Origin of the sequence: Deinococcus yavapaiensis KR-236 (assembly GCF_003217515.1) — a bacterium.
Lineage (GTDB): Bacteria > Deinococcota > Deinococci > Deinococcales > Deinococcaceae > Deinococcus_A > Deinococcus_A yavapaiensis.
The window spans coordinates 131,768-154,469 of sequence record NZ_QJSX01000010.1 but is presented as its reverse complement, the minus strand read 5'-3'; the positions used below and the strand labels follow the sequence as shown (position 1 = coordinate 154,469).

At 65.9% G+C, this 22,702-nt stretch carries 21 protein-coding genes; 9 read left to right on the top strand and 12 right to left on the bottom strand.

The window, feature by feature from the left end; translation table 11 throughout:
- Positions 1 to 32 precede the first annotated feature (32 nt).
- On the bottom strand, positions 33 to 2,318 hold the full coding sequence (locus tag DES52_RS13610) for an ATP-binding protein (protein ID WP_146237292.1): 2,286 nt from the start codon (positions 2,316 to 2,318) through the stop codon (positions 33 to 35).
- Positions 2,319 to 2,789: 471 nt separating this feature from the next.
- Between DES52_RS13610 and DES52_RS13605 the strand changes: the two genes are divergently transcribed.
- The 3 genes from DES52_RS13605 to DES52_RS13600 all read left to right on the top strand — a co-directional run bounded on the left by DES52_RS13605 (position 2,790) and on the right by DES52_RS13600 (position 6,571).
- The gene (locus tag DES52_RS13605; protein ID WP_245900991.1) at positions 2,790 to 4,052 is read left to right on the top strand and encodes an MFS transporter; all 1,263 of its coding nucleotides are present in this window, start codon (positions 2,790 to 2,792) and stop codon (positions 4,050 to 4,052) included.
- Between the two features lie 447 nt (positions 4,053 to 4,499).
- On the top strand, positions 4,500 to 4,637 hold the full coding sequence (locus DES52_RS22995; RefSeq protein WP_170131055.1) for a hypothetical protein: 138 nt from the start codon (positions 4,500 to 4,502) through the stop codon (positions 4,635 to 4,637).
- The gene (locus DES52_RS13600) at positions 4,634 to 6,571 is read left to right on the top strand and encodes a Kelch repeat-containing protein (protein ID WP_110887362.1); all 1,938 of its coding nucleotides are present in this window, start codon (positions 4,634 to 4,636) and stop codon (positions 6,569 to 6,571) included. The genes DES52_RS22995 and DES52_RS13600 overlap by 4 nt, the downstream gene beginning before the upstream one ends.
- Positions 6,572 to 6,793: 222 nt before the next feature.
- Here the strand turns inward: DES52_RS13600 and DES52_RS13595 are convergent, their stop codons facing one another.
- Positions 6,794 to 7,042, bottom strand: a complete 249-nt coding sequence (locus DES52_RS13595) for a hypothetical protein (protein ID WP_110887361.1) — start codon at positions 7,040 to 7,042, stop codon at positions 6,794 to 6,796.
- Between the two features lie 155 nt (positions 7,043 to 7,197).
- Between DES52_RS13595 and DES52_RS13590 the strand changes: the two genes are divergently transcribed.
- Positions 7,198 to 7,725 (top strand): DUF6714 family protein, encoded by a 528-nt coding sequence (locus DES52_RS13590; RefSeq protein ID WP_110887360.1) that lies wholly within the window; start codon positions 7,198 to 7,200, stop codon positions 7,723 to 7,725.
- Between the two features lie 125 nt (positions 7,726 to 7,850).
- Entirely contained in the window at positions 7,851 to 8,708 is an 858-nt protein-coding gene (locus DES52_RS13585) for an alpha/beta fold hydrolase (RefSeq protein ID WP_110887359.1), read from the top strand.
- A 117-nt stretch (positions 8,709 to 8,825) separates the two neighbouring features.
- On the opposite strand, the gene DES52_RS13580 is transcribed toward DES52_RS13585, so the two are convergent.
- The 6 genes from DES52_RS13580 to DES52_RS13555 all read right to left on the bottom strand — a co-directional run bounded on the left by DES52_RS13580 (position 8,826) and on the right by DES52_RS13555 (position 13,614).
- Positions 8,826 to 9,269: a response regulator gene (locus tag DES52_RS13580; RefSeq protein WP_110887358.1), complete on the bottom strand. Its 444-nt coding sequence runs from the start codon at positions 9,267 to 9,269 to the stop codon at positions 8,826 to 8,828.
- A gap of 307 nt (positions 9,270 to 9,576) precedes the next feature.
- On the bottom strand, positions 9,577 to 10,161 hold the full coding sequence (locus DES52_RS13575) for a phosphotransferase-like protein (RefSeq protein WP_110887357.1): 585 nt from the start codon (positions 10,159 to 10,161) through the stop codon (positions 9,577 to 9,579).
- A 73-nt stretch (positions 10,162 to 10,234) separates the two neighbouring features.
- Entirely contained in the window at positions 10,235 to 10,771 is a 537-nt protein-coding gene (locus DES52_RS13570) for a hypothetical protein (RefSeq protein ID WP_110887356.1), read from the bottom strand.
- 115 nt (positions 10,772 to 10,886) lie between these two features.
- On the bottom strand, positions 10,887 to 11,630 hold the full coding sequence (locus DES52_RS13565) for an alpha/beta fold hydrolase (protein WP_170131054.1): 744 nt from the start codon (positions 11,628 to 11,630) through the stop codon (positions 10,887 to 10,889).
- Positions 11,631 to 11,687: 57 nt separating this feature from the next.
- Positions 11,688 to 12,254, bottom strand: coding sequence for a GNAT family N-acetyltransferase (locus tag DES52_RS13560; RefSeq protein ID WP_110887354.1), 567 nt, complete (start codon positions 12,252 to 12,254; stop codon positions 11,688 to 11,690).
- Positions 12,255 to 12,378: 124 nt separating this feature from the next.
- A complete protein-coding gene (locus DES52_RS13555; RefSeq protein ID WP_110887353.1) occupies positions 12,379 to 13,614 on the bottom strand; it encodes an erythromycin esterase family protein in 1,236 nt (411 codons plus the stop codon).
- 276 nt (positions 13,615 to 13,890) lie between these two features.
- Here DES52_RS13555 and opgC point away from each other — a divergent pair, with 276 nt between their 5' ends.
- The 3 genes from opgC to DES52_RS13540 all read left to right on the top strand — a co-directional run bounded on the left by opgC (position 13,891) and on the right by DES52_RS13540 (position 18,133).
- Complete coding sequence (gene opgC / locus DES52_RS13550) at positions 13,891 to 15,234, top strand: OpgC domain-containing protein (RefSeq protein WP_110887352.1); 1,344 nt, start codon at positions 13,891 to 13,893, stop codon at positions 15,232 to 15,234.
- A gap of 120 nt (positions 15,235 to 15,354) precedes the next feature.
- Positions 15,355 to 17,712: an ATP-binding protein gene (locus DES52_RS13545; protein WP_110887351.1), complete on the top strand. Its 2,358-nt coding sequence runs from the start codon at positions 15,355 to 15,357 to the stop codon at positions 17,710 to 17,712.
- 25 nt (positions 17,713 to 17,737) lie between these two features.
- Positions 17,738 to 18,133, top strand: a complete 396-nt coding sequence (locus DES52_RS13540) for a DUF1801 domain-containing protein (RefSeq protein WP_110887350.1) — start codon at positions 17,738 to 17,740, stop codon at positions 18,131 to 18,133.
- 59 nt (positions 18,134 to 18,192) lie between these two features.
- On the opposite strand, the gene DES52_RS13535 is transcribed toward DES52_RS13540, so the two are convergent.
- Together DES52_RS13535 and DES52_RS13525 are read right to left on the bottom strand one after the other, a co-directional pair.
- On the bottom strand, positions 18,193 to 18,696 hold the full coding sequence (locus DES52_RS13535; protein WP_110887349.1) for a hypothetical protein: 504 nt from the start codon (positions 18,694 to 18,696) through the stop codon (positions 18,193 to 18,195).
- Positions 18,697 to 19,507: 811 nt separating this feature from the next.
- A complete protein-coding gene (locus DES52_RS13525) occupies positions 19,508 to 19,774 on the bottom strand; it encodes a hypothetical protein (protein WP_110887347.1) in 267 nt (88 codons plus the stop codon).
- Between the two features lie 161 nt (positions 19,775 to 19,935).
- On the opposite strand from DES52_RS13525, the gene DES52_RS13520 reads away from it, so the two are divergent.
- A complete protein-coding gene (locus DES52_RS13520; protein ID WP_110887346.1) occupies positions 19,936 to 20,379 on the top strand; it encodes a hypothetical protein in 444 nt (147 codons plus the stop codon).
- On the opposite strand, the gene DES52_RS13515 is transcribed toward DES52_RS13520, so the two are convergent.
- Positions 20,350 to 21,267: an aldo/keto reductase gene (locus tag DES52_RS13515; protein ID WP_110887345.1), complete on the bottom strand. Its 918-nt coding sequence runs from the start codon at positions 21,265 to 21,267 to the stop codon at positions 20,350 to 20,352. The genes DES52_RS13520 and DES52_RS13515 overlap by 30 nt on opposite strands.
- A gap of 73 nt (positions 21,268 to 21,340) precedes the next feature.
- Positions 21,341 to 22,687 (bottom strand): signal recognition particle protein, encoded by a 1,347-nt coding sequence (gene ffh / locus DES52_RS13510; protein WP_110887344.1) that lies wholly within the window; start codon positions 22,685 to 22,687, stop codon positions 21,341 to 21,343.
- Positions 22,688 to 22,702: the final 15 nt, after the last annotated feature.

Here is a 22,702-nt window from a genome sequence, read left to right as displayed (position 1 = left end):
GCAAGCCCTCGCCGCCACGCCTCCGCGGCTTCCTACAACTCGTTCGGTGGAGGCGCGACGACGTTCAGCACCTGCGATAGCTCGGCTTTCACGGAGAAGTCACCGCTGTCCTCGGCGCACGACCATCCTCGTCGAGCCGCTTCGAGCGCCAAGCTTCGATCACCTTGTCGGTTGTGCAGCAGGGCTTTGCAATGCCAGGCGCGCGCACGCTGCGCGTCCGTACGCGCCAGATCGAACAGACCCGTCACGGACGCTTCATGACGCGCCCCGAGATCGAACTCCTCGAGGAGGTCGAGCGTCATGAGGTACCGAAGGTCGAACGCCGCGTCGCGGTCGCCGTTCGCCTCGAGGAGGGTCGAGGCCTGCTCCAAGAAGGTCGCCGCCTCCACGAATCTCAGGGCGGCGCGCGCTTCTTCGGCGGCGGCGCGAAACCTCGGCGCGGCTCGCAGCGGCTCGCCGCCTTCCAGCCAGTGCCTCGCGATTCGGGCCGCCGAGAAGCCGTGCCGTTCGAGGACGCGAGCCGCGCTTCGGTGAAGCGCCCGCGCCACGTCGGACGGCAAGTCCGCCTCGACCGCCTCGTACACGAGGTCGTGGCTGAAGCGGTCCTCGGCGATCACCTGCGCTCGCTCGAGTTCTTGCCAAGCGGGCAGCACTTCCAAGAGCGGCGTGCGTAACGTTTCCGCCACCATTTCCAGCGTGAAGTCGCTTCGCAGCACGGCCGCCGCTTGCGCCGTGTGAAGGGCGGTGGGCGAGAGGCGTCCGAGGCGCCGCGTCACGACCTCACGCACCGGCTCGGGTGGCGGCAGGCGCTCGGGAAACCCGTGCTCGACGACGCCCGTCTCGATAAGGTGCTTCACCGTCTCGAGCAGGAACTGAGGATTGCCTCCCGTGTAACGTTGCAACGTGGACGTCATGGACGTCAGGTGCGGCACGTTCATGCTGGCCACGAGACGCTCCACCGCGTCCGCCGAGAGCGGACCGAGTTCGATGACGAGCACCCGACCCGTCTGCACGAGTTCCACGAGCGCCTGGGCGGCGAACGACGTGTATTCTTGCGGCCGCGAGTTGAACACGATGCGAAACGGCGCGTTCACGTCCCCCCAACCGAGCGCTCCCCACATGAACAGCTGTGCCTCGGCGCTGCCGTCGTCGAAGTGATGCGTGTCGTCGTACGCGAGGACCGTCATGCCCGCCTCGATCGCGGCGTGCACCACTTCCGTCATGGCTTGGTAGAAGCGCACCTTGTCCGCGTCGGACGTCAGCGGTGGGGGAGGCGGGCCGAACTCCGGCAGGATGCGAGCGAGCTGCTGTGTCACCCACGGCTCGATGGCGAGGTGCGGATAGCGCTCCAAGATTTTTCGCAGCATGCGAGTCGTCGTGCCGTACAATATCTTCTCGTCGCCGGGTCGGCACTCGAAGTAGAAGTCGCCGCCATGCGCCCGCGCGAATTCCTGGACGAGACGCGACTTGCCGACGCCCGCGTCGCCGACGAGACACACGCCTTGCCCTTTCGACCAGCCTTCTTCCATGAGGGCCCACTCGCGCGCTCGTCCGACGAGGACGGGAGGGCGCAGGACGGACAAGGGAATCGAGCGAGTCGTGACGGTCGGCTCACTCGGCGCTTCACCTTTTCGAACGAGGCGCGCGAGCGACTGGGTTTGCCGCGTCGGTTCTGCCTGAAACTCGCGGCGAAGCATCTCCTCGCACGCACGCAACGTCTCGAGCGCGCGCGACCGATCGCCGAGAGCGAACTGCAACCGCGTCACGAGCGCGTACGCTTCCTCGGACAAGGGATCGACGGCGAGAAGTTGCTGAGCCCACGCGAGCGACGCGGCCGCGTCGCCCGCGTTTTGCGCGAGGACGCGTAGGGCCGCGCGATGCCACTCCTGCCAGCGTTCACGCTCGCTCAGCAACCACTCCTCGAATTCCGGGCAGTCGTCGAAGTCGAAGGTTCCCAGCACGTCCTCGAACGACGTCACGAACGCTTCGAACTGCCCTGCTCGATACAGGTCGCGCACCACGCGCGCGTCGACCCGCACGTCGTCCGCGAGCCACAATTCCCTTCGGCCGACGATGAGGTCGGCGCCGGAGGCGAGCCGCAACTTGCGCAGCATCTGCGACAAGTTGTTGCGCGCCGTGCCCTCCTGCGAATCGGGCCACAAGAGCGCGGCGAGCTTCGCGCGGCTCGTCTTGCCTTCGAGCGCGAGGTAGGCCGCGGCGGCGCTCGTCTTGCGGTCGAGGAGCGACACCGCTCCTTCCACGTTTCGTAAGGTGGGCGTGCCGAGCACCTCGACATGCCAAGAAGTTGTCGTGGACACGTTCAGAGTCTAGCGGGAACGCACGCGCAACGAACGGGACATCACGTGTAGGCACGTGGTCGAGTCACCCTTCAGCGCCCGGCACGGAGACGGCACGACGCTTGACCGCTGAACGGATGAGCACGGCGCCATCCTGGGTGTTTTCGTCCTGGGGGGTCCACGGACGATTCCTACGTCGAGTCGTGCAACGGGAGCTTCCGGGCGGAGTGTCTCGACGCACATCGGTGCTTGTCCCTTGAGGACGCCCATGGGAAGGTCGAACGCAAAAAGGGAGGGCTTCGGTCGGCATTCGGCGCTTGGAGCTTTTGCCCCGGCGTCGTTCGAGCCCGCCAAGCCGGTCGGGTCGCGTTCGCGGTGGGCGCACGACGAGTTGAACCGCGTCGAAGCGCTCGTCCTCTCAGGCCCTCGGTGGCGAGCGCTTCGACGCGGTGCGCGAGCTCCTCGCGCCTCGGCATCCGGTACGCTGACTTCGTGCCCACGCCCCCTTCACGCCGTTCGACGGACGAGCGTACCGACGACCCGAAGCGTGTTCCTCCAAGCGGGCGGGGAGGCGCCCTCGCCGCCCTCGCGCTCGCCGTCGTTCTCGCCATGGCGCCTTGGTTCTCGGCTGCCGCCGTCTTGCCGCAGTTGCGCCAGTATTGGGAATTGAGCACGGCGCAAGGCGCTTGGTTGACGCTCGCCGTGCAGCTCGGCTTCGTGGCCGGAGCGCTCGCCAGCGCCGTCTTCGGCCTCGCGGATCGGGTGGCGCCTCGTCGCCTCATGACGTGGGGCGCGCTGATCGCCGCCGTCTCGAACGTGTTGCTGCTCGTCGCGACGCCCGACACGGCCCTCGGTTGGCGCGCCTTGACGGGCGCGGCCCTCGCGTTGGTGTACCCGCCCGCATTGAAGGCCATGTCCGCTTGGTTCGTCACGGGCCGGGGCGTCGCGCTCGGCGTTCTCGTCGGCGCCCTCACGTTGGGTTCGGCGTTGCCGCACCTCGTCAACGGGCTGGGCGGCGTGGAGTGGCGCGTCGTGGTGGTATGCACGTCCGCGTTGGCCGTTCTGGGAAGCGTCGTCGCGGCGCGCGTTCCGGTGGGTCCCTACTCCTTTCCCGTGGCGGTGTTTCGACCGCGCGAGGCCCTCGGGGTGCTGCTGACGCCCGCCATGCGCTTGACTACGCTCGGGTACCTCGGGCACATGTGGGAGTTGTACGCGATGTGGGCGTGGTTCGCTTTGTACTTCACGGACGTCCTTCGCCGCAATGGCTTCGGTGCGAACGTGTCGTCGCTCGCCGCGTACGCCACGTTCCTGGTGATCGCCGTGGGCGCGTTGGGATGCGTCGTCGGGGGCGTACTCGGCGACCGTTGGGGACGCACGCGCCTGACGAGTCTCGCCATGCTCCTGTCGGGCGCGTGCGCGCTCACCCTGTCCGCGCTCGGCTCGGCGTCGCTTCCACTGGTGCTCGCCGTGAGCCTCGTGTGGGGCTTTTGGATCATCGCCGACTCGGCGCAATTCTCGACCATCGCTTCCGAAATCGCCGACGCGCGTTTCGTGGGAACAGCCCTCACTCTGCAACTCGCGCTCGGGTTCAGCCTCACGGCCGTCACGATCGCCGCCGTGGGGGTGTGGCAGCCGCTCGTCGGATGGCGTCCCGTGCTGGCGTTTCTGGCCATTGGACCCTTGTTGGGAGCGGTGGCGATGTGGCGCTTGGGACGACGGCCCGAAGCCAAGCGGATCGCAGGCGGAATCGGGTGATGCCCCAGAACTCGGAGGGCGGCGGTTCGGCCGGGCCGTCAAGATGGCAACTCGCCGGATTGGCGTGAGAGGAGGACGACGGATCGAGAAGGTCCCGGAGATCGGCCGGGCGACGATGGAGTTCTTGTCCGTCGCTTGCCATCGAGCGGTGAGAGACCGAGCCGCAGCCTCGCTGGAAGGACGCACCGAGTGACTTTACGAGGGCGGTCGGCGCATGCGCCACGTCCTGCAAAAGCATGCCTCGCGTGACGCAGCAAAGAGGACAAGTGCAAACAGGACGGCCCTACTCTCTTTGCCCTCGCCATCCCGGTTCATGCACGGCTATTCAAATGGTGTCTTCCGGCCCAATTTCTTCATATACTATTGGTGATCGAAAAGCCACAATTCATAGGAGCTCCTCACGCGCCGCCAATAAACGTCCGCACCCTCATGCATAGGAGCTGACTTATGACAACGTCCGTCGAACCGACCCCCAGCGATCCCCAGCCGCCGTATGAAGCGCCGCGACTCGAACGAATCGGAACTTACCAAGGCCTCACCCTCGAAGGCAGCTCTCCGGTCGACTTCGGCGGGGGTGAAGAGTGAGGCGCGCTGCGCTGCTCCTCACCGTGCTCCTCGCTGCCTGCGGCGCCCCACCTTCCACCCTCACGCCGCCCGCGCCCATCGCCTCTGCCCCCTCGGCGAACATCACCGCTTACGGAGTCGTGCAATTCACTGTCGGCGGCGCCATCGACCCGCAAGCGGTGAGCAGCACCACCATCGGCGGCTTCACCTTCACGCGCGGTGCGACCACCACGTACGAAGACGGCACGTACCGATACGTGAACACCGAGTACACCGTCCAGAACACTTCCACCGTCCCGAGAAGCAACGTCACGCTTCTTGCCGCCGGCGCTTCGAACACGATCCCCGGCACGCCTTGGCGTAGCTTCCGCCTCGCGGACGGGACCCTCGTCGACGGCATTTCCAACCCCGCCCTCGCGGCCGATCTCGCGAAGCAAGTGCGTCCCACGCACGGCACCACGGGCGCGGCCACGCCCGATCTCGGCGTGGTGCGCGCGAGCTTTCAAGCGTACCAGGAAGCGGACGTCACGCCTCTCACGGGCAAGAGTGGCGTCACCAACGCCTTTCCGTGGGGCTTCGTCACCACGAAGGCGGGCGGAAACCGGACGTTGCAAGCCGGGCAATCGGGCACGTTCACGTTGTCCGTGCGCGCGCCGAAAAGTACGAACGTCACGGGCTTCACCCTGTCCATGGTCGCCGTCACGGACACCGCCGTGCGGACCACGCGCGACTTGCTGGAGCGCGCGAGCGATCCGACGGGCAGCGCGACGACCGCTCGCTCGAGCTCGCTGCGCAGCACCAATGGTGGGGTAACCGTGGAAGTCGTTCGACTGCCCGCCGACCCGGGCGTGTCGTCCTGCACGGGTTGCACCACCGTATCGGTTTCGAACCTTCGCCTCACCGGCACGAGCGGCGCTCCGACTTCCTTCCTGCTGACCCCGCCCGCATTCCAAGCCGGGCCCAGCGCGATTATGGTTCACCGCCAACACACGGCGACGTTGCTGCCGAACGGCAAGGTGCTGCTCACGGGTGGGAGCAACGAGCAGACGGCCACCGAGTTGTATGACCCTGCCACGAACACCTTCGTTGCCGGACCCAACATGACCGTGAATCGCCGCGAGCACACGGCCACGTTGCTGCCGAACGGCAAGGTGTTGATCGCGGGCGGCTTTCACATCGGAGATCCATACGCTTCCAGGGCGACGGACCTGTACGATCCCGTCACCAATACCATCACGCCCGGCCCGACCCTGACCGTCGGTCGCTACGATCACTCGGCCACGTTGCTTCAGAACGGCAAAGTGCTGATCGCGAGCGGTCAGGGTTTGGGCGGGACGATCTTGACGAGCACGGAATTGTACGACCCGAACACGAACACCGTCACACCAGGACCCACCACCATCGCGGCTCGTTACAGCCACACCGCGACGCTTCTCCCCGACGGCAAGGTGCTGATCGTGGGTGGCGACGGAACCAACGGGAGACGTTGGAACACCACCGAGTTGTACGACCCTGCCACGAACACCTTCGCGTTCGGGCCCACCATGTCCACCGGACGGACGGTTCACACGGCGACGCTTCTGCCGAACGGCAAGGTGCTGATCGCGGGTGGCGTCGGCGATGATTACCTGCGTACGACGGACATGTACGACCCCCTCACGAACACTTTGAGTCGTGGTCCGGACATGAACAGCATTCACACGTGGCACACGGCGACCTTGCTTCCGGACGGCAAGGTTCTGATGCTGGGAGGCATCACCGTCGACTCGGCATACAACGAGTTCCTGCAGGAAGTCACGGAATCGTATGACCCCGGCGCGAACAACTTCACCGTGGGGCCCAACATCCTGAGGGCTCGTTCCTTTCACACGGCGACGCTCCTCTCGAACGGGAACGTCCTGGTCGCCGGGGGTTATAACGGCGACGCGACCACGGAGCTCTACGTGCATCCTTGACGCACGGCAAAGGCGCCCGGACTTCACTTCCAAAGCCATTCCGTTGCGGGACCCGCCCCTCGAAGGGCGGGTCCCGCAACGGTTCAAGCCCGAGGACGACCGCGTTCTATGACGTCGGTGCGGTCATCGAAGGCCGCAACGCCCTGTGTTGACCGCCCGAACCGCGAGGACGACGAATCGACCACCTCGTCGGAGGTGGGGCGCCGGGTGCGATGACGAAGCTTATTCCTCGTCGGGGTTGTCGACGATCTCGGCGCGTGTGGCGGTGATGTAGAGGGTGTCGTCGTCGAGGCGGGAGCCTGGCAGTGGGATGGTGAAGCTGCGACCGTCGACGACGTACACGCCCTCGTCACCGTCGTCGGCATCCAAGACGATGGTGTCGCCTTCGCTGGGTGGATAGGGGAAGCGCCATTCGATTTCGCGGGGTGCTCCGTTGGGATCGTCGTGCAGGTACACCTTGATCTGTGCCATGGATGCCTCCTTCGAGGCGGGCAGGACGTGGGGGAATGGCCTCGATTCACAGTAGGGTCGGGCGGCGCGCTTGTCCAGCCTCGTCGAACTTCTCCGAGCCGAGGCGCCCTTTCGCATCGTCGTGCCAGTGGATTACCATTCGGCGGAGGTGCAACATGATGCGAAACGAAGTCCTTCGACTCATTCGAGCCGCCTTCGAGGACGTCACGCTCGGTTCCGGCGTCACGTTGAGGGAGGCGGACATGATCGATGGATTCGGCACCCCCGAAGAGCGGACCGCCGCTCGGGCGCTGGACTTTCACGGGCCGTGGTGGGCGGTGCCGCGCGAGGACCTCAAGGAGTACACGAGCGTCTTTGCCTTCATGGACGCGGCGGGCTTCCGGTTCTATCTGCCGACGTACATGACCTACGGTCTCTCGGAGGACGAGGACATCGGGACGTACGCGTGGGTGGCGTTCGAGGCCTTGTCCATGGCGCAACGCTTCGACTCCCTGATTCACGTTTTGGAGGCGTTCACGTCCGAGCAATGCCGAGCGATCTTGGCGTTCGTGGAGTTCATGGACGCGGGCGATCCGCTGGGGCGACTGATGGGCGATTGTACCCGCGACGAGTACCTCGCCGTGCGGTCGTACTGGACGAAGCGCGTTCATGACGTCACTGCTCCGAGAGGCGCGCGCGAGTAGCGTCACCTGCCAAAAGCCGGTTTGACGCCGAGCGCGCCCTGCTCCGATGTCGAGCGGCGCGTCGTTTCCGCGAATCACGCTGCAATCAGGGCTCGGGGCGCACACTCTCTTGGCAGGAGGCGCTCATGTCCTTGTTCACCGGATTCGCAAAGAACGGTCTTCCGTACGCCAAGCTCAGCGAAAGCGGGCCGCCGCTCGTCTTCCTCACCGGATCGGAGTTGCAGCACCGGCCGCCGACGCGCGCGGTGCAGCAAGGCTACCGTTTCATGCTGCGCCGCACGCTCATGGCGTACAGCGTGTACCTGTGCAGTCGAAAGCCCGGCTTGCCCCTCGGAACCACCGCACGTGACATGAGCGACGATTTCGCGTTCATGATCGAAAGCGAGATCGGCCAACCCGCCCACATCGTCGGCATGTCGAGCGGCGGGTCGAGCGCGATGCACCTCGCCGCCGATCATCCGCACCTCGTCGACAAGCTCGTGCTCGCCATGACGGGCTACCGCCTGAATTCCCACGGAATGGACGTGGGGCGCGTTTGGCGCGATCTCGCGCTGGAGGGCGACTGGCCGAAGTTGTGGATACGAATGAGTATCGACGTCGCGGAAGGCCGGACGCCCGCTTGGCTGCTCGGCCCCGTGATGCGGCTGCTCGGCCCGAAAGTGCTCGGCGTTCCGTCCAGCAACGGCCAAGACCTCGCGGTCGTGATGGCCGCCGACCTCGACCTCGACGTGGCCGATCAACTGCCGCGCATCACGGCTCCCACCTTGGTGATCGGCGGCGAGCAAGATCCGTTTTACGGCGCCGAGAACATTCGCGAGACGGCGGCGCGCATCGCGAACGCCCGCCTCGTGCTCTTGCCGGGCGGCCACGCGGTCGTGAAGTCCAAGCCGCGCGCCTTCGAGGAGGCCGTCTTGACGTTCCTGTCCGAATCGGCTCGGGCCGTTCCCGCGACGTCCTCACCGCGTCCGCTCGCTTCAAACTGAGACGACTTTCGCGGTCGCGTGGGTCGTGGCTCGCATGGCGAGAGTCGGGCGGGTTCGCTTCGCCTCACGAGCGCGGAGCGCTGGAAGGACGGCGGCCGCGGCGCCTCGGGCCGCGCTTCAGCACAACGCCGCGCGCTTGACCTCGCCTGGAAGTTTGGCCGTCGTGAGCCAGAATCGGCTGAGCGTGTCGATGGTCCAGCACAACTCCTCGAAGGTGACGGACTTTCGAACGTAGGCGTTGGCATGCAACTCGTACGCGCGTCGGATGCGCTCCTCGCTGCCCCGTTCGCTGTACACGATGACGGGAATGTGCCGTGTGGCCTCGTCGCTCTTGAGCGCCTGCAAGACGTCCAATCCGTCGACGTCGGGCAAGGTGAGGTCGAGGAGGATGAGGTCGGGATGCAGTTGTCGTGCGACCTTCAAGCCGGCCGTTCCGTCGTCTTCGACGCGCAGCAGGATGGAGGCGCGCGGTGTGACGACCGAGGCGAACGCTTCGCGCAGCAGGATGCTGTCGGCGTCGTTGTCGTCGATGAACAAGACGACGCTGGGCTTCGATTCCATGGCTCAATTTAGATATTTATCATAATTCACATTGTATGCTGCCTCTCAAGTTGGGCGCGCGCCACGGGAACAAACTGCCCCCCGGTTCCGGCGATATCGCGTCCGTGACTGCTCGCGTTAGAACGCCCACTGCACGGTCAGCACTCATTCCTGCGAGTCGGCGATCAGTGCAGGAAGATGCAGAGAACCACGGACGGCACGGCAACGGAGAGCTTCTGGAAAAAAGGATGGGGGAGGGCGAGCACCACGATGCCCGCCTTCGCTCGTGGCGCGAACTCCGACGTCTTGAGCGTCCGCCGTCATGCTCTCACGTCCCGGCCGATTCTATTTCGCGCGCCGCCCTCGCGAAGACGCCGACGCTCGACCTCGCGCGCCAAGCGTCGATGATGCGCCGAGCGTTCTCCTCGGGCGGATGGGACGAGTCGACTTCGAAATCGTAGCGTCCGAAGGAGTGCACGATCTCGAAATCTCGCCGTGCGTCACCGAGACGGCGATCTCCGCGTTGTCGCTCTCGCCGCTCGAGCTCCTCCAGCGCCACGTGGACGCCGACGAAGAACACGTCGAAGGCGGCAAGTCTCTTGACGAGCCCGAACCATTGCTCTCGCGTTTCGAGCACGAAGTCCGTCACGAGGTTGTTGCCCGCGCTCGCGAGGGCGGGCAAGCAGTTGAGGTACCCCTCGAAGAACTTCGGGCGCATGGCGTGCCATGAAAAAGGTCCGCCGAGGTCGTGGCGTCGAGGCAAGACCGCTTCGTGAAACAGCAGGAAGTCGGGCGAGAATTGCAAGAAGGGCTCGTCGAGGTGCGCTTGGAGGGCGCGCGCCAACGTCGACTTGCCCGCGCTCGACGCGCCGTTGAGCAAGATGATCTTCCCGGGCTTCGCGTCGTTCATCATGTCGAGGAGGCGTCCATCATGAACCGGGCGGGTCGCTCATGGTTCCGGCGATGTGGGATGAGGGCGCCGAGTTTCATGTCGTGGCGATGCACCGACTCGGCACCCGGGGATCGGCGGAGCTCAGACGCATCGTCAACCTGAGGTCCGAAGCGGCCTCCACCGTTCTCGTGTTCCCACCTTCGACTTCGAGGCGGTAGTTTCCGAATTCCTTCGATTCTCGCCGACCCGTTTCGCTCGCTCGCTGAGCCGCGCTCGCGACGAAGGCCGCTTCATCGGCCGAGCCGGGGTGCCCGAAGCAGGCACGCTCGAAGAACCCGAGGAAGGAACCGAAGTTGTAGGAGGCGTCGTTCGGGCGGCCTTCGTACTGCACCTCGTACGTTTTCACGAGCTTGTAGGGATCCAGGTAGAAGGTGACGCGCATGACGTCGGTCGTGTCGGTGTTCGGGTTGTCGAAGGTCAAGTCGTAGACGACCTTGCCATCGCTCGATTCCGCCGAGCGCTTTCGAAAGTCGCCGTACGAGCCCTTGGCCGACGCGAGGACGTCTTCCAGAGCCAACGTCAATGGCGCTTGCGGTGCGAGCGCCAGTAAGCTTGCAAGCGCGATCAGCATGCCTCACCTTACGCGCGTCCCATTGGAAGGGGATTCAGGAGGCATCAAGCGGTCTTACGTGTCGGGCTCACCGTTCGCGCCGATGACCGACTCCCGCCACGCCCGCGCTCATTGTTCACGCCGTTCCTCGCGCCACCTCCATCAGGGCGTTCGCGATGAGGTTTGGATGCGACACGGGCGCGAAGTGACTCGCGGGCACCTCCACCAAGCGCGTGTTCCCGTCGGACGCGGCGACTCGGGCCATGCGGCCGTACAGGCCCGACCTCATGCCGAAGGCATCGATCGTGCACGCGATGAACGTTCGCGGCAACGCCTTGGCCGCGTCGTTCGTGAGCCGCACGGCTTGCCGCAACACGCCGATCGGTTGGCCTTGTCCGTGCGACCGCGCGACGTACCACGCGCGGACGCCCGGATCGGAAATGATGTCGGCGAGGGCTTCGTCGGGCAAGTCGAGGGTCACGCGCCACCCGTCTCCCTCACGCGCCCGTTCCTCCCACCACTCGCGCGCCTCGGGCTGCAAGTCGAAGCGTGACTGTCCGTGGCGTGGCAGGTCGGCGTCGAGAAACACGAGGTGACCGAGGCGGTGAGGCACCTCGTTCGAGACGCCCGTGACGACCATGCCGCCGAGGCTGTGACCGACGAGCAAGACGTCACGCAGATCTTCGTATTCGAGCGCCTGCACGATATCGCGAACGTGCGTGTCGAGATCGATGTCGGGGCCACCGAGGTGCGAGCGTTCTCCAAGGCCTGTCAGGGTGGGCGTGACGACGTCGTGGCCCGCGCTTTGCAGACGACGCGCGACGTCCCGCCAGTACCAGCCGCCGCCCCACGCGCCGTGAACGAGGACGAACGAGCTCATGCTCGTTCGACCCGTGTCGAGCCGACGTCTTTCTCGCTCCATCGACCGGCGCGGGCGTCACTCGGAGCAAGCATCGGCCGTCCCCCGTCCTCTCAAGGCCCGCCAGTCTCCGGCCAGAAGTTCTCCGAGCCACTCGTCGTGCCACGCGCCATGCCGAAAGCGTTCACGGCGGGACACGCCCACTTCGCGGTACCCGTTCTTGCGCCGAACACGAATGATAGAGTCGTTGCACGCGGCCGTGCAGGTCTCGACCTTCTCCAATCCCAACGTGTCGAAGGCGTACTCGCTGCGCAGACGCACGGCCGCGCTCGCGTAACCTCGGCCCCAGCAGCGACGAAACAGCGCGACGCTTCCCGTGGCATGACGGTCGTGGACGTCGATGTCTCGAAGCGTGGCGATGCCGACGGCGTCACCGTGCGCCTCTATCACCCACAGCACCCCGTCGCTTCCCTCGTCGAGGCGGCGCATCCACGCCTCCCACCACTCGGTCGTCTGCCGAGCGACGAACGACGTTTCGTACCGCGTGACGTCGGGGTCCGCCCAACTTTGCGCCAGCGGGCGGTAATCCGTCTCGGTCGCCGCGTGGAGCTTCACGGTGTCTTCTCGCAACTCCGGTCCTTGCACTCGATCGTCCTCCTCGTCCTCACCGCCACTCGAGCGCGGCGGTGCTCATCTTCGCACGTGCCACGTGGCTTCCCGATGGCACGTGCGAGGACAGGCGAAGGCCGTGGGTCGCGTGAGCGGGCCTTCAGCCCGTTCGGTCCACGGCGTTTTTGAGGAAGAGCACCCCGTCGACGTACGGCAGGTGCGACGCTCCCAGGGGGAAGTACCCGGACCGAGCGGGCGCGTCGCTTCTCGCGGCCAGGAAGGGCGGCAGGGCGGCGATGAGGTCTCGTGAAGGCACGAGCGCCGCCTCGCTCGTGAGGTGCATCAGCCCTTCTTGCAAGGTGTCGGGCGGGGGCGCGCCGATCTCCTTGTCCGGAGCTGCGCCCAAGTCGCTCGCTATGACGGCGTAGCGGGCGTGAAGGCGGGCGTCGAGGTGAGCCCCGGCGCTCCACCAGTGCACGCGCATACCTCCCATGCTCGGGATCTTCATCGTGCCCGCCTGGCGCTGAAGGTGGACGTTGTGCGCGAACACGAGGGTCGGTCCGCGCTCGTGTTCGCGCTCGGCGATGGCGACGAGGTTGTCGGCCATCATCAGGGCGCGCGACGCCATCATGCGCCCGACGCGCGCGGGCGAGGGGTCCGCCATGATCGCGTGGTAGCGCAGCAGTCCGGCGGCCGTGCGGGCGTGCAGTTCCGCTTCCCAGAACCCCGGTAACGTGGCGAGTCGTGGCGCCTCGGTGCGAAGAAGGCCGAAGAGGTCGTCGGCGAGGACGCGAAGTTGCCGTGCTTCGGCGCTGTTTCCGACCGACAACTCGGGGTGCATGCCGACCGACGGGTTCTCCCAGCGAGCGTCGTTTCCGCACGCCTGCTCCAAGGTCTCGCGGTCCGCGGGAACGACCTCGACGTGGGCGGCGAGGAAGGCGTGCAGGGCGAGCAGGCTGAAGCGAGGGCTGGCCGCCCACACGTTTTCCAGGGGCGGGTCGAAGCCGTAGAGGCGCACGCGGTCGTTCGGTTCACGGCCCGAGTTGTAGGCGCGCGTCCACGCGACCAAGTCGCGGTTGGCGCGTCGGGCGCCGAATCCGTGGCTGAAGCTGGAGTTCATGACGTCGTCCAACGAGCCTTCGCCCTCCGAGATGAAGGCGGACGCGCGAAGGCCCGCGACGATGTCGCTTTCGAGGGCGATGGACCGGAAGCCGTGCTCCTCGACGAAAGCCTCGAAAAGGCGGTTTCGTTGGTCGGCGAAGGCGTCGATGGCGTGGGTCGGCTCGCCGAGGCCCAGCAGACGGGGCCTGGCTGGCAGAGTTTCGAGGAACGCGGCGAGGGCGGCGTGGAGCTGGGACAAGTCCCAGCCGGACGGAAGTGGAAGCGGGTTGGGCATGGTCGGCTCCTTTGCCACAGGGCGCGCCCGCTCTGGCTTCTCCATCATTCCTGTGCTTCATGTGAGGAGTCTTACGTCTTTTTCTTTAACGGACCTTTATTTTCGGTCTACCTCGGATGCCTGACGAGATCGAACCCACGAGTCGGGCGTCGCCTTCGTCGCCTCCTCGTGAACGCGCCCGATTGTTCCGTACGTTTGATGAGCGTCACCGCGCCCTTTTACGCGTTCGTAACGCGAGACCTTGAAAGATGACTTCATGGTCGGTCGACTCGCCGTGTGCTTCCCCGGAAAGCGGTGCCGTGCCGCTTCGTGCCGACCACGCCGGACGGCACGAAGCGCACCGTCGGCGAGGCCTTTGGTCCCGAATTGCTCGCTCCGGAGGATACGTCCATGAACAGCAACGAAGCGTTGGCGACCCTCGACTCGCCGAGCACGGCGTCCGCGCCGAGCGTCGCCGCGGCGACCGAACCGCGCGCGCGGCGCGACACGCGCATCGACGTCCTGCGGGGCCTCGTGATCGTCGTGATCCTCGTGAATCACGTGGACTTGAGATCCTTGTACCACGTGCTCTCGGTCGAAGCGATCGGGGTGGTCACGGCGGCCGAGGCGTTCGTGTTGCTTTCGGGCTTCGTCCTCGGCTTCGTGTCACGCGTTCGCTTGCAGCGAGACGGCTTCCGGGCGGTGGTGGCGCGCTGCTTCAGGCGCGCGGGCACCATCTACCTCGCGGCGCTCACCGTGAACGTCCTCGTGTACCTTCTCGGCCTCGTGCCAAGCTTCGATGCGCGCGTGCTGACGTCCTACACGGACAAAAGCACGGGCGTCGTGTATTCCCTGTACGACGCCGCGTCGCCCGCGCATCTCGCGCTGGGCCTCGTGACGTTGAAGTTCGGTCCGGGACAAATCAACGTGCTCGGCCTGTACGTCGCGTTGCTGCTGCTCGCCCCGCTCGCGTTGTGGTCGCTGCGACGCGGCCGGTGGTGGTTGCTGCTGGCTTTGAGCTGGAGCGTGTTCGCGCTCGGACACCTTCACTTGTCGCGCCTTTTGCCGTCGCAGTCCGAGAACGCGTTCCCGCTCGAACTTTGGCAAGTGCTGTTCGTGCACGGACTCGCGGCCGGGTACGAGCGTCGCCGCCTCGCCACCTTCGCCCGGTCGAGCGCGGGCCGCGTGCTGCTCGCCTTCACCGTCGTCGCCTTCGCCGTCTTGTGCTTCTTCGCGCTCAACAATCCCTGGGTCGACGTGCCGGGCGGCTTGCGAATGCACTTCATTCCCGAGGGGGCGTACGGCCGCGTGTACGGCGCGTTGTTCGAGCGGCGCGAACTCGGCTTGGGCCGCGCCCTGAACACCATGGTGGTGGTCGTCGTTCTGTACCTCGCCCTCACGCGCTTGCGCGGCCCGGCCCTGCGGGCGGCCGAGCGTGTGCTGGTGCCCCTCGGGCAAGCAACTCTGTACGTCTTTCTCGTGCACGTGCTGCTCGTGCTGCTCGTCGCACAGTTCGGCTTCGCGTCGAGGAGCCCGGGCTGGTCGAGCACGCTCGTGAACACCTTCGTGCACACCGCGGTCATCGCCGTCATCTGGTGGATGGTGCGCGCCAAGTTCCTGTTCGGCTTGATTCCCCGCTGAGTCGCCGCGCCCACGTCCACCCGACGGAGTCGAAGGCGGTTTCATCCTGCGCAATGTCGGCGGGAGTACATTACAGGTGAACGTGGTCGAGCGGACGAAGCGGCAGGAACGAGGTCGTGCATGACGGCGCGAGGGCGAGGCATGGACGCGACGAGCGCCGACGACTTGATCGGACGGGACTTCGAGCTGACGGTGTGCGCGGAGTTGCTCAAACGGCCCGACGTCGGCCTCGTGACGGTCACGGGCATGGGCGGCGTCGGAAAGACGAGGCTCGCGCGCCGCCTCGCGCGCGACCTCGCCCCCGCCTTTCCCGACGGAATCCGCTTCGTCTCGTTGGCGTCCGTGACGACGGCGGACCTCGTGCCCGAAGCGCTCGCGACGGCCCTGGGGCTCGCCGGGGACCGCGCGGCAGCCGAGGCGGTGTTCGCCGCGCTGAGCGACGAGGTGTCCTTGCTCGTCCTCGACAACTTGGAGCACGTGCTCGACGCGACGAGCTTCATCGCGGAATTGCTCGTCGAGGCGCCTCGCGTCAAGGTGCTCGTCACGAGCCGCGCCCCGCTGCAATTGAGCGGCGAGCACGAAGTGCCGCTCGGACCGCTCGCCTTGCCGACGGCCACGGACCGTTCGTCGCCTCAAGGCTTGCTCGCCGTGCCGTCCGTGGCGTTGTTCGTGCGTCGCGCGTCGCAAGTCGGTCCACGCACCGCTTGGACGCCTCAAGCCTTGGAACTCGTCGCGAACGTCGTGACGCGCCTCGGCGGTTGGCCGCTCGGCTTGGAACTCGCGGCGGCCCGAATGCGTTTGATGTCCCTCGACGCGCTGTGTCAGGCACTCGACGCGCCCCTCGAGGTCCTGACGCGCGGACCGCGCGATCTTCCGCCACGTCAACAGACGCTGCGGGCCACGCTCGACTGGAGTTACGCGCTGCTGTCGGACGAGGAACAGGACTTGCTCGACCGCCTCGCGGTATTCCCGGCGACGTTCACGCTCGACGAAGCGTCGGGCGCGCTCGGTGAAGTCGCGCGGCTCGACGTGCTGGCGGCCCTCGTCGAACACCACTGGCTCGTGCGCGCGCTCGACGGCGACGCCTTCACGCTCCTCGAACCCGTGCGCGAGTACGCGGCTGAAAAGCTCGGCGCGCGCGGCTTGGAGGAGGCGACGCGTCAAGCGCACGCGGCGTACTACCTCGCCGAACTCGAGCGACACGTCGCCGCTCGAAGCGTGAGCAGAACGGGCGTCCGCGCCTACTTCACGTGGGTAGAGCGAACGTATCCGCATCTTCGCGCGGCGCTCGACTGGGTGATCTCCTCGAACGCCGTGAACCTCGCCGTGCGCTTCGTGAGCGGCTTGTTCAACTTCTGGCAACTCGTCGGAAGTGGCACGCGGGCCGAAGGGCGGTTGTGGGCGGAGTCGACGCTCGCTCGCCTCGTCGAGACCGACGATCGCGCCGAGGCCGAACTGCGAAGCGTCATCGGCACCTTCGCCTTGGAGCAAGGGGAGTTCGACGTGGCCCTTCGCATGAGCGAGCAGGCGCGCGAACTCGCCGAGCGATCGGGTGACGAGGCGTTCTTGACGACTTGCCTGCTGCGCTCCTCGCGAATCGCGCGAATGAGCGGGGCCCCGCCCGAAGAAGTGGAAGCGCAGTTTCGAGACGTCCTGGCGCGGTGCACGCGTCGAGGGGACGCCGAGGGACGTCTCGACGCCTCGATCGTTCTCGCCGCGCACATCGACAGCGTCGGCCGCTTTCCCGAGGCGCTCGCGCTCATCGAAAGCGTTCGCGAAGAAGCGCGCGACTTTCCGAACATTCGCTTGGTCGTGACGTGCAACGTGTACTACGCATGGTCGCTCATTCGTTTGCACCGCGCGCCGGAAGCGCTCGCGCCGTTGACCGAAGCGCGCGAGCTCCTCGACGGCTTGCCGCTCGCGACCTTGATGCTCAACGTCGAACACTGCCTCGCCGAGTGGGCGCTCGCCACGAACCGCCTCGACGAAGCGGAAGCCTTCTTGCGCCGCGCTCACGACAAGGCCGTCGAGATGCGCGGGCCTCACATCCTCGCAGGCATCATGGAGACGAAGGCGCGCCTCGCCGAGAAGCGTGGCGACACGGCGGAAGCGCAGCGCTTGTTCTTGCTGATGCGTGACGGCCTCGGCGTCGGCCACATCGTGCAGTTCGTGCGCGACGCCAATCAAGGCCTCGAGCGCTTGGCGAAGGAACCTCCGACGCGCCAGCCGCCCGCTCGGTCGGACACCGATCTCACGGCCTTGACGGCGCGCGAGCGAGAAGTGCTCGCCCTCGTCGCGCGCGGCGCGACGAACGGCCGCGTCGCGGACGCGCTCGGCATCTCCTTGCCGACGGTGAACGCCCACTTGCGCACGATCTTCTCGAAGCTTGGCGTCGGAAGCCGCGTTCTCGCCGTTCGGCTCGCCTTGCAGCAAGGGCTCGTTCCCGCCGAGGAAGTCACGGGGAACGACAGACCTTGAGGCGTTCGGCGGTTAAGATGACCCCATGACGAACGAGTCAGCCTCGGAGCTCATTTCACGGCGCATCGCCGAACTCGGCGATTGGCGCGCCGACACCTTGAGGCGCGTGCGCGAGCTCATCAAGGACGCCGACGGTGACGTCGTCGAGGAATGGAAGTGGACGACGCCCGTCTGGTCACGCGACGGCATCATTTGCACCGGCGAATCCTACAAGGAGGTCGTCAAGCTCACCTTTCCCAAGGGAGCGTCGCTCGACGATCCCGCGGGGCTGTTCAACGCCAGCTTGAAGGGTAACGCGCGCCGCGCCATCGACATTCGCCGAGAAGACGAGATCGACGAGGTCGCCTTCCAAGCGCTCGTACGCCGGGCCGTGTTCCTCAACCGAGCGGGCAAGTCGAAGGCGACGAAGAGCGAGAAGTAACGCGAAAGCCGAAAGCGGACCGATCGCCGCACAGGCGCCACGGTCCGCTTCGAGGACGTTCACATCGGGCGCAAGTCGCCCGTGGCGCCCGCGGGCGTCGTGAGGTTCAACAGGCGGCCCGCTCCGTCGGGATTCGCCTTGAGCTTCCAGGTGTACACGTCGTCCGCGAGTTCGTCGGGCCGTAAAAACCGGTCGCTGTCGAGGCTGGGGCTGCAACTCGCCGTGTACGTCGCTCGACCCTGGGCGGGATGCAAGACGAGCTTCGCCCCGGCGACGTCGAATCGGCCTTCCTTGTACACGAGGAAGATCGTGGTGCAGTTGTAGGTCGTGACCGCTTCTCGGTACGCGTAGGCGTACGTGCCGTCCGCGTTGAACTTGTAGAACAGGCCGACGCCGCTCGGAGCGCCGGAGGAGCCTGTCGCGGAGTCCACGTAGGTCGTGCCGCTCGTGGCGCTGTACATCCACGCGCCGATCATTCCGGCGGGAGCGGCGGCCGAGGCGGGCGCCGCGAGCGCGCTCGCGGCGGCGAGAGTCAGGGAAACGCGAAGGGCAAGGTGCTTCATCGATCTCCTTTCGGTGAAACGTCGGTCGCCGATGGACCGCGTTCCTTCGATGCGCCCAGGTTAGTTGCTATGGGAGGCTCTTCGCATGCCACGAACGTGTGGTGGCACCGCCTCGATGTCGAGCTGACCCCCCCCACGAATGAAGGGGGTCCGGGGAGCGTCGCCGCCCGACATCTGTGCCTCGGCGCCTTCAGGACGCCGAGGCGCGCATCGCTTTGCAAGAGTCGTGGCTCATCGTCTCGGAAGTGGCGCGCACGCTGAGCTTCGATGGAGTCGCCGGAGACCTCAAACGGCTCGCGGAATTCCTCGGCGGTCCGCCCTGCTCGTGCTCGACAACCTCGAGCACTTGCTGGACGCCGCCGCCGAGTTCGTCGACGGCTTGCTGGCGACGAGTCGCGCGCCCCTGCGGTTGTCGAGCGAGCACAAGTTCACGCTCGGTCCGCTGGCGCTTCCCTCGCAAGGATTGGAGTTGGACGCCCTCGAACCCGTGGACGCGAGTGGGCGAGCGGCTGGAGCGCGGGAGGAGGCGCGCCCGCGCCGAGGAAACGGGTTCCAGTCGCCTCGGCACCTCGGGCGCGCACTTCACGCCGTGAGAACAGGAGGGGGTGAGCCTGCTCGTGCGTGGCCTGACGCACGGGTAGATCGCGGCGTCCCTCGGCCCGAGCGCCCACACCGTCAGCGGCCACGTTCGGTCCATCTTCTCGAAGCTGAGCGTGACGGCGCAACTCGATCGGCGATCGAACGGGGCTTCGCCTAACGCTCAACGCTCGGCGCGGCGAGTCGGACCTTCAAGCGGTTCGTCTTCGCGCCTTCACACGATCGGTCCCGAATCGTTCGACACTCGAGTCTCCACGTCATCGAGTCCCAGATCGTCGAGGACGAGTTCGACCACGGCCTTGAGGCAAAGGGCGTACCGCACGCTCGTGGACTTCGTGAGTTCGCCTCGCACGTCGTCCAAGCACAACAGCAACTCGGCGCGTGTATCTTCGTCGACGTGCGGGCAAGCCGCGACCTCGAACTGCGCGACCTCGATCAGCTCGGAAATCGCTCGCTTTTGCTCCGCAACGTTCGTCAGCACGCCATATGCTATGGGTCGGTCTCTAACAACACCATGACAAATTCGGCGAGACGTTCGCGGTACCGACTGTCGCGTGTCGTACGATGCTCGGCAATTGCGCTTCCCGAGGCGTTCATCTTGACGCACACTGAGAACATGAGGCCGACGGGCAGGGAGGGACGATGAAGCTCGCACTGCATCCGGCGTCGATCCTGACGCTCACCGAATTCGAACAGTCCGCCATTCCGACGTTCATCGCGCGTGTGAACTTGCCGACGGACCGAGCCGTATCGCGCTTCGCCGTGACCTTCCGCGTGTGGCGTCGAACGAAGGGGCCGGGCCGACCGTACGTGCTGATCGACCGGGGCGAGGCGGAGTTCGACACGGTCGCCGAGGTCGTCGCCCACGCGCACGCCGTGCTCGACGATCACGAGGCGGCGGGACACGAAGCGCAGTACGCGCTGACGTTTTTCGTGAACACCTCCGACGAGCAACGGCGCGTGTTCGCCCACCTCGTGACGCGACGCGGCGGGCCGGTGCGCGCCGCGTCGCTCATCTGTCCGCGTGAACTGCTCGTTCGCAACGACGATGCCTGCTCACGGCAAGACGTTTCCTGCGGCGCGTAGAATCCCGTACCACTCCTCGCGCGAAAGGTGCACCTCGCTCGCCTTGCAGCAGTAGCGCAGACGCTCGACGTTCGTCGTGCCCGTCACAGGCTGCATACGCGCCGGGTGGCGCAGCAGCCAAGCGATGGCGATGGTGGTATTCGTGACGCCGTGCGCCGCGGCGACCTCGTCGATCTTCGCGTTGAGCTCGGGGAACTTGTCGCTGCCGAGAAACACGCCTTCGAAGAAACCGAACTGAAAGGGCGACCAAGGTTGGACGGTGATGTCGTGCAGGCGGCAGTAATCGAGAATGCCGCCGTCACGGTCGAGCGCCGCGTCGTTCTCCATGTTCACGTTGAACCCGCGCGTGATCATGGTGGCGTTCGTGATGCTGAGTTGAAGCTGGTTCGCGACGAGCGGTTGGCGCACGAACTTCTTCAGAAGCTCGATTTGCCGTGGGTTTTGATTGGACACGCCGAAGTGACGCACCTTGCCCGCGCGTTCGAGTTCGTCGAACGCCTCGGCGACCTCTTCGGGTTCGACGAGCGCGTCGGGACGGTGCAACAGCAGCACGTCGAGGTAATCGGTGCGAAGGCGCTTGAGGATGCCGTCCACGGACGTGAGGATGTGCTCCTTGGAAAAGTCGAACATGCCTTTTCGAATGCCGCACTTCGACTGCAAGATGACCGATTCGCGCACGCTCGGGCTCATGTCGATGGCGTCCGCGAAGATCTCCTCGCAGCGTCCCCCACCGTAAATGTCGGCGTGATCGAAGAAGTTCGCGCCTTGGTCGAGCGAGGCATGCACGAACCGCTTCGCCTCGTCGGCGTCCAGGGAGTTGAGGCGCATGCAGCCCACGGCGACGACGGGAACGTTCAAATCGCTGGTTCCGAGCGGAATGGTTCGCATGAGTGACCTTACCAGCCGACCGTGAGCAACGGCAAGCGGGGCGACCCTTCGGTCGCCCCGCTTGCCTTGAGCGTCACGCCTTGGGCGGGCGCATGCTCGGACCCATCGGCGGCATCTTCGGCATCTTGCCGCCTTTGCCGCCCATGCCCATCTTCTGCAGCATCTTCATCATGTCCTTCATCTGCTCGTGCATCTTCAGGAGACGGTTGATGTCCGCGACTTGCACGCCCGCGCCTTTGGCGATGCGCTTGCGCCGCGAACCGTTGATGATCTTCGGATCGCGCCGCTCTTTCATCGTCATGGACGAGATCATCGCGTCGATTTTTTGAATTTGCTTCTCGTCGACGTTGAATTCCGCCGGCAGCATCTTGCTCATTCCCGGAATCATCTTGATAAGGTCGCCCAACGGGCCCATCTTGCGAATTTGACGCAGTTGATTCAGGAGATCTTCGAGGTCGAACTCGCCGGGCTTCTTCGGCATGGTCGCTTCGATGTCGGCTTGCTGGGCGCGCTCGATGAGGCTCAAGACGTCGCCCATCCCGAGGATGCGGCCCGCCACGCGGTCGGGATAGAACGGCTCGAGCCCCGCGAGCTTCTCGGACACGCCCGCGAAGTAGATCGGCTTGCCCGTCACGAAGCGCGCCGAGAGGGCGGCGCCGCCGCGCGCGTCACCGTCCATCTTCGTCATGACGAGGCCGCTGAGATTCACGCGCTCGTCGAAGGTCTTGGCGACGTTCAAGGCTTCCTGACCCGTCATGGCGTCCACGACGAGCATCGATTCCGTCGGCTGCATCGCGTCTTGCAGGGCGGCGAGTTGATCCATCAGCGGCAAGTCGATTTGCAGACGGCCCGCCGTGTCCACGATGACGAGGTCGCGGTAGTCGCGCTGCAAGAACTCGTCGACGCGCCGCCTGGTTTCCTGGGGCGGCTCGTTGTCGGCGACTTCCAGCACGGGCACGCCGACTTGCTGGCCGAGCGTGCGCAACTGCTCGCGCGCCGCCGGACGTTGCGTGTCGGCGGCGACGAGCAGCACGCGCCGCCCCTTGCTTTTGTAGAGGTTGGCGAGCTTGCCCGCGCTCGTCGTCTTGCCCGCGCCTTGCAACCCGACGAGGAACCACACGTTGCCCTCGTTTTTGAGGTTGGGCTGCATGGCCTTGCCGCCGAGCGTCTCGATGAGCTCGTCGTGCACGATCTTCACGACTTGCTGTCCCGCGTTGAGGCTCGACAAGACGTCTTGCCCGACAGCTTTTTCCGACACGCGCGCCGCGAAGTCCTTCGCGACGCCGAAGTTCACGTCCGCCTCCAAGAGGGCCTTGCGAATTTCTCGCATGGCCTCCTTGACTTGACTCTCCGTGAGCTTGCTGGACTTGCGCAAGTTCTCCAGGATGTCTTGCAGTTTGTTTCCGAGGGCCTCGAACATGCTTGCTACGCTAGC